Raw genomic sequence first — 14,651 nt, forward strand, 5'->3', positions numbered from 1 at the left:
ATCAGGCGTCCTTCGCCAGCGCGAAGCCCTCGTCCACCCACCCGGTCACTCCACCGATCATCACCTTCACCGGCAAGCCGAGTTCGGCCAGATGCAGGGCGGCCTTGTCGGCACCGTTGCAGTGGGGACCGGCGCAATAGACAACGAACAGCGTGCCGGCGGGCCACTCGGCCATGCGCCGGGGCGTCATCTTGCCCCGCGGCAGGTTCAGCGCGCCGGGGACGTAACCCTTCGCATAGAGGACCGGCCCGCGCACGTCGAGGAGCACGAAGCCGGGCGCATTCATCGCCGACTTTCCTTGCGCCGAATGTCCTTGCGCCGAATGTCCTTGCGCGAAGGCGGCGTGCACGTCGGCGCAATCGGTCTCGAAGGCGAGGCGCCGGGCGTAATGCGCCGCGACCTCGGCGGGGAGAGCGGGCGGAACGGCGGTGACGGGATTCGGCATGGCGGCTGTGCTCCGTTGCGGGTCGGCGCCGCCCTTGGAACGGCGCGTCGAGCCGGCCTATCCTGCGGCCTTCCCCTCCGGCCCGAGACCGGGCCGCCTGCCGTTCCGCGTCGAGATCGTGCCAAATCGCTCCGCCTTTCCGAACACCCCGTCCGGCCCGCGCGTCGCGGTGCTGGCCTATGACGGCCTGTGCACCTTCGAGTTCGGCGTCGCCTACGAGGTGTTCGGGCTGCCGCGGCCCGAGGCGGGTCCGGGCTGGTACCGCTACGCGGTCTGCGCGGTGGAGCCGGGGCCGCTCAGGGCCGGGGGTGGCCTCACGGTCGCGGTCGAGGGCGGGCTGGAGGTGCTGGCGGAGGCCGACCTGATCGTCGTGCCGGGCTGGCGGGCGATCGACGCCCCCGTGCCGCCGGACCTCGCGCGGGCCCTGGGCGAGGCCCATGCCGGCGGTGCCCGGCTGATGTCGTTGTGCTCCGGCCTCGCGGTCCTGGCCGCGACCGGTCTCCTCGACGGGCGGCGGGCCACGACCCATTGGCGCTACGCGGATGCGATCCGGGCGCGTCACCCCGCCATCGCTCTCGATCCCGATGTGCTCTACGTCGACGAGGGCCGGATCCTGACCGCCGCCGGCAGCGCCGCCGGCATCGATCTCTGCCTCCACGTCGTGCGCGGCGATTTCGGACCCGACCTCGCCAACCGCGTCGCGCGCCGCCTCGTCGTACCGCCGCACCGGGCGGGCGGCCAGGCCCAGTTCATCGAGGCGCCGGTCCCGCGCGAGCGCGAGGCGGCCCGTCTCGGGCCAGTGTTCGACGCGATGCGGGCAGGCCTGCACGAGGACCGGCCGCTTTCCGCGATGGCGCGGCTCGCCGGGATGAGCCTGCGCACCTTCCAGCGCCGGTTCATCGCGGCGACCGGCCTGCCGCCGGGCGAATGGATCATCGCCGAGCGGCTGCGCCTCGCCCGGGAGATGCTGGAACGGCCGGGCGCCGTGTCGCTCGCGGAGGTCGCCGAGGCGAGCGGGTTTCGCAGCCCGTCGACCTTACGCCACCACTTCCGGACGCGGCTCGGCACCAGCCCGGCGGCCTATCGGCGGAGCTTTTCCGGGCGCCGTGCCTAAGCGGCCGGCCCGACGCCCCGCCGCTGCCCGATCGCCCCCGCCAGCATCCGCGAGAGCTGCTCGGCCGAGTACGGCTTGTGCAGCAGCGGGAAGCCGTGGGATCCCTCCTGCGCCAGGACGTGGCTGTAGCCGGAGGTGAGCAGCACCGGCAGGCCGGGATGGCGCCGGCGCAGGGCCTTGGCGAGCTCGATGCCGCCCATGCCGGGCATCACCACGTCGGAGAACACGGCGTCGTAAGCGCCATCCTGGCCCAGCACGTCGAGGGCGGCCTCGGCACTGGTGACCCAGTCGGCGACGTAGCCGAGATCGCCGAGGATCTGCGCGGCGAAGCGACCGACCCCGACATTGTCCTCGACGAGCAGCACCCGCTGGCCGGCCCGGGCCGGCGCCAGGCCCTCGTCCGCGGGCGGCGCCTCGGCTCCCTCGGCGGGCGCCGCCACCTCGGGCAGGTAGAGGATGAAGGTCGAGCCCTCGCCGAGCCGGCTCGTCACGTCGACGTCGCCGCCGGATTGCTTGGCGAAGCCGAAGACTTGGCTCAAGCCTAAGCCCGTGCCCTTGCCGACCTCCTTGGTGGTGAAGAACGGCTCGAAGATCTTTTCCATCACCGCCGGGCTCATGCCGGCGCCGGTATCCGTCAGCGAGATCGCCGCGAAGGGCCCCCGTGCGGCGGCGTGGCCGCGGATCTCGGGCTTTGCCGCCCCGCAGGCGACGCCGAGCGTCAGCGTCCCCTCCCCTTCCATCGCGTCGCGGGCATTGACCGCCATGTTGATGAGGGCGGTCTCGAACTGGCTGAGATCGGCGCGCACGAAGCACGGCCGGTCGGGGCCTTGCGTCACCACGCGGATGCGCGCGCCCGTCACCGTGTCGAGCATGTCGGCGACGCCCTGGAGGCGGGCGACGACGTCGAACACCTCCGGCGCGAGCGCCTGGCGGCGGGCGAAGGCGAGGAGCTGGCCGGTGAGCTTGGCGGCGCGGTCCACCGTGTCGGAGACCGCGTCGAGGTAGCGGCGTTTGCGCGCCTCCGGCAGCTCGGGCCGGCGCAGGAAATCCACCGAGGAGCGGATGATGGTCAAGAGGTTGTTGAAGTCGTGGGCGACGCCCCCGGTCAGCTGGCCCACCGCCTCCATCTTCTGCGACTGGCGAAGCGCCTCCTCGGCCTGGACGAGGCGCTGCGCGCGATCGCGCTGCTCCGTCACGTCGCGGGCGACACAGTACAGGTTGCCCTCGAACGGCACCGCCCGCCACGACAGGGTGCGGTAGCCCCCATCCCGGGTGCGGAACCGGTTCTCGAACGACAGGGTCGGCGCCCCGGAGCCGAGGCGCCGGATCTCGTCGCGGGTCCGGTCCTGGTCGTCCGGGTGCTCGAGCCAGGCGGAAGTCTGCCCCACCACCTCGTCGGGCCGCCAGCCGAGCGTCGCCGTCCAGGCCGGGTTGACGCTGAGCCAGACGCCGTCGGCATCGGCCACCCCCAGCATGTCGCGGCTCACCTGCCAGATCCGGTCGCGCTCGGCGGTGCGGGTCGCGACCTGCCGCTCCAGGGTCTCGTTGAGGCCGCGCAGGGCCTCTTCCAGCCGGCGCTGGGCGGTGATGTCGTTGAACAGGACCGCGACGTGCCGGTCCTCCGGCGCATCGACCCGGAAGGCGTGCACCTCGTACCAGCGCTCGCCCAGCGCCCGGGCCGGCTGGACGAAGCGGACCGGCTCGCCGGTCGACGCCACCCGGCCGTAGAGGTCGAACCAGTGCGGCTCGTGGTCGGGGGCCAGCTCGCGCATCCAGCGCCCGGCCGCGTCCGCGAGGCCGGTCTGGCGGGCGAAGGCGGGATTGACCTCGAGGAAGCGGTAATCCTCGGCCTTGCCCTCCGGGCCGAAGCGCAGGGCGATGACGCAGAAGCCGGCATCGATCGCCTCGAACAGGGTGCGGTAGCGCGCCTCGCTGCGCCGCAACGCCTCCTCGGCCCGCCGCCGGCCGGTGATGTCGATGATGAATTCGAAGCCGGTGCCGTCGTCGAGGCGGGTCGCCGCGCACAAGGCCCAGAACCGCGAGCCGTCCTTGCGCAGATATTCGCGCTCGGTCGAATCCGAGCGGCCCCGCGCCTGGAGCTCGGCGATGACGCGCCGGGAGGTCGCCTGCCATTCCGGCGGCACCAGCGTGGCGCCGGTGAGCCGGCCCCGGCCCAGATCCTCGCGGCTGTAGCCGCTCATCGCCAGGAAGGTGTCGTTGGCCTCCAGCACCCGGCCGGCCATGTCGAAGACGATCGCCCCGACCGTCTCGACGCCGAGCGCCGCCCGCAGGCGCGGATCGACGAGGGGCTCGCCGATCGGCCGCCAGGGACGGTCGGCCTCCGCGAGGGCCGCCTCGGCCTCCGCCCGCGCCTGCTCCGCCGCCGCCAGGGCGGCCCGCAACCGCGCATTCTCCGCGACGAGGTCCGGGACGTGTCCGGGATCCGCCATTCCTCTCCCACCCGCACCGGCGCCGCGCGGCCTGTCCGCGCCTTTCGCCTCATCCCCGCGGGCCCATATAGCGGAGGCGGGCGGCCCGTCTCCACCCTTCCACCCGCGACCATCGGCGCAGTGCCGAGGGGCGCTCGCATTGCGGCGCGGCCGGGAAGGCCGCATATCTGGGGCGGCCCCGCCGCGTCGGGGCGGGAGGCGTTTCGTGGCGATCCAACCGACTCGTTGCAGCAACGCGGCCCTGCGCCGGGCGACGCGCAGCGTCGGGCAGCTCTACGACGACGCCCTGGCGCCGAGCGGCCTGCGCACGACGCAGTTCGGCCTCCTCGGCACGATCCGCCGCCTCGGCGAACCGACCATGGGCGAACTGGCCGAGGCGATGGTGATGGACCTCTCGGGCCTCGCCCACACCCTCAAGCCCCTGACCCGCGACGGCTATGTCAGCGTGGTGCCCGATCCCCGGGACCGCCGGGCGCGGCGCATCGCCCTGACGGAAGCGGGCGCCGCCAAGCTCGCGGAGGCGACGCCTCTGTGGCGGACGGCCCAGGACCGGTTCGATGCCGCCTTCGGGCCCGAGCGGGCGGGCCTGCTGCGCGACCTGCTGCACGAGCTGGCGCTGCCGGGATTCCGGGCGGCGTTCGGGGAGGACGGCGGCGTGCGCGAGGCAGCCTCGGGACAGGGCCGGGCGGGCTGACGTTTCGGTGCGTTCAAGCATTCACCTTCATGGTACACGACAGCGGCCTGAAGCCCGCCGGCCATGGCCTCTCCCACCCGCGACCTCATCCTGAGGTGTTAGTCGATCTTCGATCGACTAACCTCGAAGGAGGGCTCCAGGGATCGCAAAGACTTGTGGAGCCCTCCTTCGAGGCTCCTTTCAGTCGCACCTCAGGATGAGGTCGCTGATGGGACAGGTCGGAGCCGCATGTGAGCGGCCCTGTCGTGTACTGTGCTTCACCTCGCTCAAGCCTTCCTCGGCGCTTGTTCGAGTATCGAGAATGGAATCGCGACAAATTTTTCTTTATCATCACGGTTCACGACGCAGGAAAGCGGCGCGGGTGCCGGCGCAACAGCGGCCATCGCTCTCCCACTTGCGAATACCTCACGGCCTCGCACGCCCCCGCTCCTCCGCCGCCATCCCGCGGGCGAGGTGCTGGAGGAGCTTGGCGGCTGCGGGCGAGAGCTGGCGGCCGAGCCGCGTGACGATCCTCGCCTCGACCCCGTCGAGCCCCGGATCGGCGAGCGGCAGGGCCACCAGGATGCCGTCGGCGATCTCCTGCGCGGCGCAGAAGGCCGGCAGCAGCGTCACGCCGGTGCCGGAGGCGGCGAACTGCTTGAGCACGCCGATCGAGCCGGTGATCAGCGCCGGATCGAGCCGCACGCCCTCCGCCCGCTCGGCCGCCGCGATGATCTGCCGGATGCCGTAGGCCGGGTGCATCGTGCCGAGGCGGTGGCCGGCGAGGGCGGCGAGGCGCACCGGGCCCGGATGGGCGGCGAGCGGGTGGGCGGTATGCACCAGCACCCGGATCGGATGCGGCATCGCCAGGTGGGTGCGCAGGCGCGGCTCCGGCGGCGGGTTGTAGACGAGGCCGAGATGCGCCTCGTCCTCGACGACCCGGCGCACCACGTCGTTGGTGGCCGCGAGATCGAGGGTCATGGTCAGGTCGGGGTGGCGGGCCCAGAAGCCCTGGAGCAGACCCGACATCAGGTCGCCGATGAAGCCCTCGCCGAGCACCACGTCGATATGCCCGCGGCGCAGGCCCTTCAGCTCGGTGAGCTTGGCCAGGATGTCCTCCCGGTCGGAGGCCTGGCGCCGGTAATAGTCGAGGAGGAGGCTGCCTGCCGGCGTCGCCCGCACGCCGCGGCGGTGGCGCTCGATCAAGGGCGTGGCGAGCTGCCCCTCCATCTGGACGATCTGGCGGCTCACCGCCGAGGCGTTGACGTTGAGCTTGTCGGCCGCGGCGCGGACCGAGCCGCAACCGACGGCTTCCGCGAGATAGCGCAGGCAGCGCTCGTCGAGGCTGTGTTGCATCGGGTCGTCCCTCCCGCCCACCGGGTGCGTTGCCGGCAAGTCAACGCAAAATACCGGCCAACCGCGTTCCGCTCAACGCCGACCTGCCCCAGTCTCCGGTTCCCAGAGGGGCGCCGCAGCGGAGCGGCGCCGGTTCCGGGAGACAGCGAACATGCGGACGATCGGCGTCATCGGGCTCGGCAACATGGGCCGGGGCATGGCCCTCTCGCTGCGGCGGCGGGGCTTCGAGGTCATGGGCTACGACCCGGCCCCCGCCGCCCGCGAGGCCTCGGCGGCGGACGACATCGCCATCACCGAAGGGCCATCCGCCCTCTGGCGGGACTGCGAGGCGATCGTGCTGTCGCTGCCGAATCCCGAGGTGGTGGAGGCCGTGCTGCTCGGGTCCGACGGGCCGCTCCACGGCGCCAAGCCCGGCCTGCTGATCGTCGACACCTCGACCTCGGACCCGGCGGTCACCCGCCGCATCGCGGCGGCGCTCGCGCCGGCGGGCATCGACCTGATCGACGCGCCGGTGAGCGGCGGGCCGAAGGGCGCGCATGCCGCGACCCTCACCATGGTGATCGGCGGCAGCGACCGGGCGGTGGCCCTGGCCGAGCCGGTGCTCGCGGCCATGAGCGCGACGCGGGTCCATGTCGGCGGCGTCGGCGCCGGCCACGTCACCAAGCTCGCCAACAACCTGCTCTGCGCCGCCCATCTCATCACCGCCGCGGAAGCCGTGCGGATGGCGAAGGACGCGGGCGTCGATCCCGAGCGCCTGCTCGCCGGGATCAATGCCGGCTCGGGCCGCAGCGGCGTGACGCAGGTCAACTTCCCGACCTGGGTGCTCAACGGCGCCTTCGATTCCGGCTTCACCATGAAGCTGATGCGCAAGGACGTGCGGCTCGCCGAGAGCCTGATCGGGGCGCTTGCCCTCGACCTGCCGCTTTCGGGAGAGGCCGCCCGGCTCTGGCGCGACAGCGTCGCGGTCGCCCCCGACGACGCCGACTTCAACGCCATCGTCAAGCTCCAGCTCGCCTGAACCCAGGAGATCCCATCATGACCGAGACCCGCCCGCAGGCGCTCGCCGCCCTCCTGCGCCCGTACTTCCCCGAGACGACCACCATCGGTTCTTGGGTGGATGGCCGCATCGTCCCCGGCACCGGCGAGAATGTGCGCCTCGTCGATCCCTCGACCGGCCTGACGCTCGCCGAATACCCGGATGCCGGGCCCGACATAGTCGCCGAGGCCGCCCGTGCGGCGAAAGTCGGCCAGGCCCGCTGGGCCGCGCTGACGGGCGCCGCCCGCGGCCGGGTGATGCAGGAGATCGCCCGCGTCATCCGCGCCGAGGTCGAGGGGCTGGCCCGCCTCGAGGCGCTGAATGCCGGCAAGCCGATCCGCGATTGCCGCGGCGAGGCGACCAAGGTCGCCGAGATGTTCGAGTATTATGCCGGCTGGGCCGACAAGCTCCATGGCGAGGTGATCCCGGTCCCGACCAGCCACCTCAACTATACAAGGCGCGAGCCCCTCGGCGTCGTGCTCCAGATCACGCCCTGGAACGCCCCGGTCTTCACCTGCGGCTGGCAGCTCGCCCCGGCGCTCGCCGCCGGCAACGCGGTGCTGCTCAAGCCCTCGGAGCTCACCCCCCTCACCTCGCTGGCGGTGGCGGCCCTCGCCGAGCGGGCCGGGCTGCCCGCGGGCGTCGTCAACGTGCTCGCCGGCTACGGCCACACCACCGGCCAGGCGGCCCTCGCCGAGAAGGCCGTGACCAAGGTGGTCTTCGTCGGCTCGCCGGCCACCGGCGCGAAGATCGCCGAGAGCGCCGCGCGGCATCTCAAGCCCTGCGTGCTCGAACTCGGCGGCAAGTCGGCCAACATCGTCTTCGCCGATGCCGACCTGGAGCGGGCCTGCCTCGGCGCGCAGGCTGCGATCTTCGCCGGTGCCGGCCAGTCCTGCGTCGCCGGCTCGCGGCTCCTCGTCGAGCGGCCGGTCTACGACCGCTTCGTCGCCATGCTGGCGGCGGGCGCCGAGCGCATCCGCGTCGGCGATCCCCTCGATCCCGAGACCGAAATCGGGCCGATCAACAACGCTACCCAGTACCGGCACGTCCTCGCGATGATCCGCGGCGGCCTCGATCAAGGAGCGACGCTCGCCGCCGGCAGCGACGGCACCCCCGCCGAGGGCGGCTTCTACGTGCGCCCGACGATCCTCGCCCAGGCCGACAATTCCATGGACTGCGCCCGCACCGAGATCTTCGGACCGGTCGTGACGGTGATCCCGTTCGACACGGAGGAGGAGGCGGTCGCCATCGCCAACGATTCCGAGTTCGGGCTGGCCGGCGCGGTCTGGACCCGCGATGTCGGCCGCGCCCACCGGGTCGCGGCCCAGGTCCGGGCCGGCACCTTCTGGATCAACGCCTACAAGACCATCCACGTCTCCTCGCCCTTCGGCGGCTCGGGGCGGAGCGGCTACGGGCGCTCCAGCGGCCTCGAGGCCCTGCACGAATACACCCAGGTCAAGAGCGTCTGGGTCGAGACCGCCGCCGCTCCCGCCGCCTCCTTCGGCTACGCCCCCGGCGTCGGCGCCTGATCCCTCCCGGTCCGGGGGCGGCGGCCTCCGGACCGTCCCCCCGCACCGGAGACCGATCGATGACGAGCGCCACCCTGGCGACCGGCAATCCCGCCGTCGCGCCCGTGACCCAACCCGTGCCCCCTCCCGCGACTCGTGCCGGCCGCGCCGGCATCCTGGTCCTGTTCCTCCTCGCCCTCGTGGTGGTGACGATCGCAGAGGCGATCGGCAACGTCGCCATCCCGCTCGGCCACGGCAAGATCATCCTCCTGCCCCTGCTCTGGGCCCTGCTGATGGGCGGCGGCCTCGGACTTGCCGCGCCGCGCCTGCCCCGCGCCTTGCGGCTGCCCGTCTCGCTCCAGCACGCCGCAGGCGCGATCCTCCAGCCGGCGCTTCTCCTCTTCGTCGCCAAGCTCGGCCTCCTCGTCGGCGGCTCGCTGCCGAAGATCCTGAGCGCCGGCTGGGCCCTCGCCTTCCAGGAATTCGGCCACTTCTTCGGCACGATGGTGTTCGGCCTGCCCGTGGCGCTACTCCTCGGGCTCAAGCGCGAGGCGATCGGCGCCACCTTCTCGGTCGGGCGCGAGCCCAGCCTCGCGATCATCGGCGAGCGCTTCGGCATGGACTCGCCGGAAGGCCGCGGCGTGCTCGCCGAGTACCTGACCGGCACGGTGTTCGGCGCGGTGTTCATCGCGGTGCTCGCCGGGCTGATCGCCAGCCTCGGCATCTTCAACCCGCTGGCGCTCGCCATGGGGGCCGGGGTCGGGTCGGGCAGCATGATGGCGGCGGCGTCCGGCGCCATCGCGGCGCAGCAGACCCCCGAGATGGCGAAGGAGGTGGCCACCTTCGCGGCGGCGAGCAACCTCATCACCACCACCATCGGCACCTACTTCACCCTGTTCCTGTCCCTGCCCTTCACGATCTGGGCCTACGGCGTGCTGGAGCCGATTCTGGGCCGCGGTCGCGGACGGACCGAGGCCGCCGCCGCGCCGACCGAGGTGGTGACGGCGCATGCCGCGCCTGCCTTCGGCCTGCCGGCGCTGATCCTGATCTGGCTCGCCACGGCCGTGTTCGGGCTCATCGGCAACCGGCTCACCTACGGCACGCCGATCGACGGGCAGGTGCTGATCGGTGCCGGGATCATCGTCGCCGCGGTGGCGGTGGGCGAGGTGCTCTACCGCCTCGCCGGGCGCCGGCTGCCGGCGGTGGTGTGGGTCTCGCTGATCGGCATGGCGCTCACCTATCCGGGCACGCCGTTCTCGGCCGAGATCGCCGCGGCGACGGGCCGGATCAACTTCCTGGCGCTCGCCACCCCGATCCTCGCCTTCGCGGGCCTGTCGCTCGCCAAGGATTTCCCGGCCTTCCGGCGCCTCGGCTGGCGCATCGTGGTGGTGTCGTTCATGGCCAATGCCGGCACGTTCCTCGGCGCGGCGCTGATCGCCCAGTTCTGGATGCATCCGCCGGTGTGAACGGAGCGCGACGGGTAACCCTCCCCCCTCTGCGGGGAAAATCCCTCTTAAAATCAAGCGCGGGATCCCCTCTCCCGTGTGGGCTAGGCGGTGTGGACTCTTGGGGTTCCCTTTGCGGGTGGGGAGTGATTCAAGGCTGCTTTTTGGGGGGCCGCCTTGGGAGTTCTGGATCGTCTCGTTCTCAGCGATGGTCAGTGGGAGCGCTTATCCCCCCTGATCATCGGCCGGCCGGATCAACGCGGCTCGACCGGACGCGACAACCGCATGTTCGTGGAGGGCGTGCTCTGGATCGTGCGCACCGGCGCACCGTGGCGCGACCTGCCCGAGGCGTTCGGCGACTGGAACAGCGTGTTCCGCCGCTTCAGTCGCTGGAGCCAGAAGGGCGTGTGGTGGCGCATTTTCGAGGCGATGGCTGACGATCCCGACTTTGAGTACCTGATCGTCGACTCCACGATCGTGCGCGCTCACCAACATGCGGCGGGCGCAAAAAAAGGGGGTCTGATGATCCGCCCGATCAGGCACTGGGCCGGTCCCGCGGCGGCCTGAGCACCAAGATCCACTTGGTCGTACGCGGCCTTGGCTGTCCGATCCGGTTTGCCCTCACGGCGGGGCAGAAAGGCGATGCGCCCCAGGCCGAGGCGCTCCTGGCGGATCTCCCTGCTGCGGTGGTCCTGGCCGATGCGGCCTACGACAGTAATCGGCTGCGCGAGGCGATTGCCGGCAAGGGCGCCACGGCTGTGATCCCGAACAATCCCTCACGCGCCAAGAAGTACGAGCTCGACACGGCGCTCTATACCGAGAGGCACCTGATTGAGTGCTGCTTCTCCAAGCTCAAGCAGTTCCGGCGTGTCGCCACACGCTACGAGAAAACAGCCCGCAACTATGCCGCAGTGGTCACCATCGCCGCCATCGTCCTATGGCTCAGGTAACTGTCCACACCGCCTAGCGTGTTCACACTTCTCCGTTCGAGAGCTTCTCCCGGTGAAGGTCGCGCGCCTCTCCTCCCCCCGGCGATCCCGGGCTTGCCCGGAATCGCTGCAAGTTGTGGGGAGGAGCCGGAGGTGGGGGTGGTGCCGGAGAGATTTCGGCGGTGCCTCCTGCACCACCCCCACCCCTAACCCCTCCCCACAAGGGGGAGGGGAAAGCGCCCTCTTTTACAATGAGTTGGGCTTCAGAGACGTTGTGTGAATCCGCTAGCCCGTGTGGGAGAGGGGTAGGGGTGAGGGTGATACGCTTCAGTATGAAACGAAGAGCGTCGAGCTGTCAGCACGACATTCAGAGCTTTACGCGGAAGCGTGTCACCCTCACCCCCGGCCCCTCTCCCACACGGGAGAGGGGAGGCACGCCACAACTTTCCCCGGACAGCCCTGCCGCAGAGGGGGGAGGGTTCGGGCGCGAGCCCTCGACCCGACGATCTCCCCTAAACCCGATACTTCCCGTTCCGCTTCACCAGCACGGTCGTGCCCACCGGCACCCGGTTGTAGAGATCGACCACGTCCTCGTTGAGCATCCGCACGCAGCCCGAGGACATCTGTTCGCCGATGCTCCAGGGTTCGTTGGTGCCGTGGATGCGGAACAGGATGTCGCGGCCGCCCTGGTAGAGGTAGAGGGCGCGGGCGCCGAGGGGGTTGTCGAGGCCGCCCTTGCGCGAGCGCGGCAGGTCGGGGTGGAGGCTGACCATCTTGGCGGTCGGACCCCAATCGGGCCAGACGCCCTTGCGGCCGACCGTGGCGGTGCCCTTCCACGAGAAGCCGAGCTTGCCGACGCCGACGCCGTAGCGGCGCGCCTGGCCGCCCTCCTGGACGAGGTAGAGGAAGCGCTCGTCGATATCGACCACGACGGTGCCGGGCTTCTCCAGGCCGGTATAGGCGACGGTCTGGGGCCGGTATTTCGGGTCCATCCGGCTGCGGTCGACCAGCGGCACGTCGTAGGGCTGGTCGGGCATGCTGCCGATGTACCAGGCCGCGTCCGGATCCACGGCCGCGACGTTCGCAGGCCCACGGGAATTGCAGGCCGCGAGCGGCAGCCCGGCGAGGAGGGCGAGGACGAGACGGCGCGGGAGCATGCGGGCGCAACCTTTCGGCAAGAATTCACCTCATGCCTACCCGCTCCCGGACGCCCGGGTTGTGTCCTCCCGGCCTCAACCCCCGCGAAACCGGGTGGCGACAATCAGGCCGCCGCCATCCCGGCGGGCCGCGCGGAGGCCGCGACGAGCCGGCGGATCTCGGCCGCCGGCACCGGCCGGCCGAACAGGAAGCCCTGCACCTCGCCGCAGCCGCAGCCCCGAAGGATGGCGAGCTGCGCCTCGGTCTCGACGCCCTCCGCCAGGGTGGTGATGCCGAGGCTGGCGCCAAGCCCGATCACCGCCTGCACGATCGCCATCGCGGTGGCCTCGCGGCCGAGCGCCGCGGTGAACGAGCGGTCGATCTTGATCTTGTCGAACGGAAAGGCCTGCAGGTAGCTCAGCGAGGCGTAGCCGGTGCCGAAATCGTCGATGGCGATCCGCACGCCCAGGGCGCGCAGCCGGTGCAGAACCGCCAGGTTGGCGGTCGTCTCCTCCAGCATCACCTGCTCGGTGATCTCCAGTTCGAGCCGGGACGGGTCGAGGCCGGATTCGGCGAGCGCCCGGGCCACGGTGCCGACGAGGTCGGGCGTGCGGAACTGGGCCGGCGAGAGGTTGACGGCGACCCGGATGCCCGCCGGCCAGCCGGCGGCCTCGCGGCAGGCCTGACGCAGCACCCACTCGCCCAAGGGCGCGATCAGCCCCGTCTCCTCGGCGACCGGGATGAACGCGCCCGGCGAGACGAAGCCCCGCTCCGGATGGCGCCAGCGCAGGAGCGCCTCGCAGCCCGTCGCCGCGAGGCTGCGCGCGTCGACGAGGGGCTGGTAATGGACCTCCAGCGCCTCCGCGGCGATGGCGGCGCGCAGGTCGCGCTCCAGGGCGCGGCGGTTCTGGAGCGCCGCGTCCATGGCGGGCTCGAACAGGCGCCGGGTGCGCCGCCCGTCGGCCTTGGCGGCGTAGAGCGCGGTGTCGGCCTTGCGCAGGAGCCCGTCGGGGTCGTCGCCGTGCTCGGGGGCGAGCGCGATGCCGATGCTGGCCCCGATCGTGACGTCCTGGCCGTCGAGCGCGAAGGGCCGGCCGAGGGCGGCGACGATCCGGTCGGCGAGGGCGAGCAGGACGTCCCGCCTCGCGGGGCTCAGGATCGCGAATTCGTCGCCGCCGAGCCGCGCCACCAGCCCGTCGGGCCCGAGGCAGGCGCGCAGGCGCTCGGCGACCTCGCGCAGCAGCGCGTCGCCCGCCGGGTGGCCGAGGGTGTCGTTGACGAGCTTGAAATGGTCGAGGTCGAGGCAGAGCAGGCCGAGACCCGTGCCCGATGCCGCCGCCTCGGCCAGCCGTTCGTGGAACAGGACCCGGTTCGGCAGCCCGGTCAGGGCGTCGTGATGGGCCATGTGGGCGATGCGCTGCTCGGCCCGGCGCTGCTCGGTCACGTCGACGCAGGCCGTCAGGGTGGCGCGCCGGCCCTCGAACGGGATCGGGCCGGAAAAGACCTCGACGTCGATCAGGCTGCCGTCGCGGCGGCGGTGGCGCTGGGACGGGCCGGACGCCTCCGAGGCGATCAGGTCGCCGTCCGAGAACCCCAAAAAGTCCTCGCGCGAGAAGCCGTAATGGCCGGTGGCGGCATCGTTCACCGCCAGCACCGCCCCGTCCTCGCCCGAGAGCCACATCGGCACCGGGTTGTGCTCAAACAGCAGGCGGGCCGAGGCCTCCCGGGCCTTCAGGTCGCCGATATCGGTGAGGGTGACGCCGAGCAACTCGCCCATCGCCGCGACCTCGATGCGCAGGTGCAGCATCCCCCCGTCGGGCCGCGGATAGGAGCCCTCGAAGCTGCCGGCCGTGCCGTCGAGGGCCGCCACCAGGCGATCCAGGGTCGCCGAGGTCCGCAGGTGCGGCAGCAGCGTGGTCAGGCGCTGCCACTGCGCCGTCTCGACGGTGGCGCGCAGCATCGCGGCCGCGGCGGCGTTGAGTGCGAGGATCCGGAAGTCGCACACCGCGCCGTTCGCGTCGCGCAGGGCAGCCGCCGCCACCATGCCCTGCCGGGTCGAGCGAAAGAGGGTCTTGAGGAGGTTCGTGCGTGCGGCGTCGCCGGCGAGGCATAGCAGCACCAGGCGCTCGCCGGCTTTCGTCGCGAGCGGCAGGCCGAGCATCCCGGTGGTGTAGGCGACGCCCCCGGCCACCCGGGCACAAGGCGCGCGGACCGGCTCGTCCGTGGCGAGCGCGTCGCCCACGACCTCGCGCAGGGACTGCGCGAGCCCGCCCGGCAGGTCGTCGAGGGCGATGCCCGCCCCCTCGCGGCCGAGCCAGCCCTCGAACGCCTCGCCGACCCAGAGCAGGCAGAGATGGGAGGCCTGCCCGCCCACCAGGGCGGACCGGCTCGCCATGCGGCCGAGATTGCCCAGCACCAGGTCCTCGTAGGCCGGCAGCCCCCGGGCGGCGGCCCGGGCGGCGCGCCAGCGGTGCAGCAGCCCCTCGGTGCCGTCGCCCTTCGCGTTCCCGCTCATCCGATCCGATCCGAACCCGCACCGTCCCGGCGATAGACCTCGC

Annotated in this window: 10 protein-coding genes and 1 pseudogene; 6 read left to right on the forward strand and 5 right to left on the reverse strand. The window is 72.0% G+C overall.

Annotated features, from left to right (window positions below):
- Position 1 precedes the first annotated feature (1 nt).
- On the reverse strand, positions 2–445 hold the full coding sequence (locus HBB12_RS11515) for a rhodanese-like domain-containing protein (protein WP_236989463.1): 444 nt from the start codon (positions 443–445) through the stop codon (positions 2–4).
- Between HBB12_RS11515 and ftrA the strand changes: the two genes are divergently transcribed.
- Positions 444–1,559, forward strand: coding sequence for a transcriptional regulator FtrA (ftrA, locus tag HBB12_RS11520; protein ID WP_442919252.1), 1,116 nt, complete (start codon positions 444–446; stop codon positions 1,557–1,559). The two genes, HBB12_RS11515 and ftrA, sit on opposite strands and share 2 nt — an antisense overlap.
- On the opposite strand, the gene HBB12_RS11525 is transcribed toward ftrA, so the two are convergent.
- Positions 1,556–4,009 (reverse strand): PAS domain S-box protein, encoded by a 2,454-nt coding sequence (locus HBB12_RS11525; protein WP_236989464.1) that lies wholly within the window; start codon positions 4,007–4,009, stop codon positions 1,556–1,558. The genes ftrA and HBB12_RS11525 overlap by 4 nt on opposite strands.
- Positions 4,010–4,214: 205 nt before the next feature.
- Here HBB12_RS11525 and HBB12_RS11530 point away from each other — a divergent pair, with 205 nt between their 5' ends.
- Complete coding sequence (locus HBB12_RS11530) at positions 4,215–4,703, forward strand: MarR family winged helix-turn-helix transcriptional regulator (protein ID WP_236989465.1); 489 nt, start codon at positions 4,215–4,217, stop codon at positions 4,701–4,703.
- A 405-nt stretch (positions 4,704–5,108) separates the two neighbouring features.
- Here the strand turns inward: HBB12_RS11530 and HBB12_RS11535 are convergent, their stop codons facing one another.
- A complete protein-coding gene (locus HBB12_RS11535; RefSeq protein ID WP_236989466.1) occupies positions 5,109–6,038 on the reverse strand; it encodes a LysR family transcriptional regulator in 930 nt (309 codons plus the stop codon).
- Here HBB12_RS11535 and HBB12_RS11540 point away from each other — a divergent pair.
- The 4 genes and pseudogenes from HBB12_RS11540 (at position 6,037) to HBB12_RS11555 (ending at position 10,977) form a co-directional block, all read left to right on the forward strand.
- Positions 6,037–7,056 (forward strand): NAD(P)-dependent oxidoreductase, encoded by a 1,020-nt coding sequence (locus tag HBB12_RS11540; RefSeq protein WP_272913320.1) that lies wholly within the window; start codon positions 6,037–6,039, stop codon positions 7,054–7,056. The genes HBB12_RS11535 and HBB12_RS11540 overlap by 2 nt on opposite strands.
- A 17-nt stretch (positions 7,057–7,073) precedes the next feature.
- Positions 7,074–8,603 carry an aldehyde dehydrogenase family protein gene (locus HBB12_RS11545; RefSeq protein ID WP_236989468.1) on the forward strand — a complete coding sequence of 510 codons (1,530 nt, stop codon included), beginning with the start codon at positions 7,074–7,076 and terminating at the stop codon, positions 8,601–8,603.
- A 59-nt stretch (positions 8,604–8,662) separates the two neighbouring features.
- A complete protein-coding gene (locus tag HBB12_RS11550; protein WP_236989469.1) occupies positions 8,663–10,048 on the forward strand; it encodes a DUF3100 domain-containing protein in 1,386 nt (461 codons plus the stop codon).
- 156 nt (positions 10,049–10,204) lie between these two features.
- Positions 10,205–10,977 (forward strand): annotated as a pseudogene (locus HBB12_RS11555) (IS5 family transposase).
- A gap of 491 nt (positions 10,978–11,468) precedes the next feature.
- On the opposite strand, the gene HBB12_RS11560 reads toward HBB12_RS11555, so the two are convergent.
- Positions 11,469–12,113 (reverse strand): L,D-transpeptidase, encoded by a 645-nt coding sequence (locus HBB12_RS11560; protein ID WP_236989470.1) that lies wholly within the window; start codon positions 12,111–12,113, stop codon positions 11,469–11,471.
- A 104-nt stretch (positions 12,114–12,217) separates the two neighbouring features.
- Positions 12,218–14,608 (reverse strand): putative bifunctional diguanylate cyclase/phosphodiesterase, encoded by a 2,391-nt coding sequence (locus tag HBB12_RS11565; RefSeq protein ID WP_236989471.1) that lies wholly within the window; start codon positions 14,606–14,608, stop codon positions 12,218–12,220.
- Positions 14,609–14,651: the final 43 nt, after the last annotated feature.

The sequence above is a fragment of the Methylobacterium sp. SyP6R genome (genome assembly GCF_019216885.1).
Lineage (GTDB): Bacteria > Pseudomonadota > Alphaproteobacteria > Rhizobiales > Beijerinckiaceae > Methylobacterium.

What these genes read in the sequence shown, in the direction of transcription:
- ftrA (WP_442919252.1), top strand. Translation starts at nt 444, where the DNA reads ATGGCGGCTGTGCTCCGTTGCGGGTCGGCGCCGCCCTTGGAACGGCGC.
- HBB12_RS11515 (WP_236989463.1), bottom strand. Translation starts at nt 445, where the DNA reads ATGCCGAATCCCGTCACCGCCGTTCCGCCCGCTCTCCCCGCCGAGGTC.
- HBB12_RS11525 (WP_236989464.1), bottom strand. Translation starts at nt 4,009, where the DNA reads ATGGCGGATCCCGGACACGTCCCGGACCTCGTCGCGGAGAATGCGCGG.
- HBB12_RS11535 (WP_236989466.1), bottom strand. Translation starts at nt 6,038, where the DNA reads ATGCAACACAGCCTCGACGAGCGCTGCCTGCGCTATCTCGCGGAAGCC.
- HBB12_RS11545 (WP_236989468.1), top strand. Translation starts at nt 7,074, where the DNA reads ATGACCGAGACCCGCCCGCAGGCGCTCGCCGCCCTCCTGCGCCCGTAC.
- HBB12_RS11550 (WP_236989469.1), top strand. Translation starts at nt 8,663, where the DNA reads ATGACGAGCGCCACCCTGGCGACCGGCAATCCCGCCGTCGCGCCCGTG.
- HBB12_RS11560 (WP_236989470.1), bottom strand. Translation starts at nt 12,113, where the DNA reads ATGCTCCCGCGCCGTCTCGTCCTCGCCCTCCTCGCCGGGCTGCCGCTC.
- HBB12_RS11565 (WP_236989471.1), bottom strand. Translation starts at nt 14,608, where the DNA reads ATGAGCGGGAACGCGAAGGGCGACGGCACCGAGGGGCTGCTGCACCGC.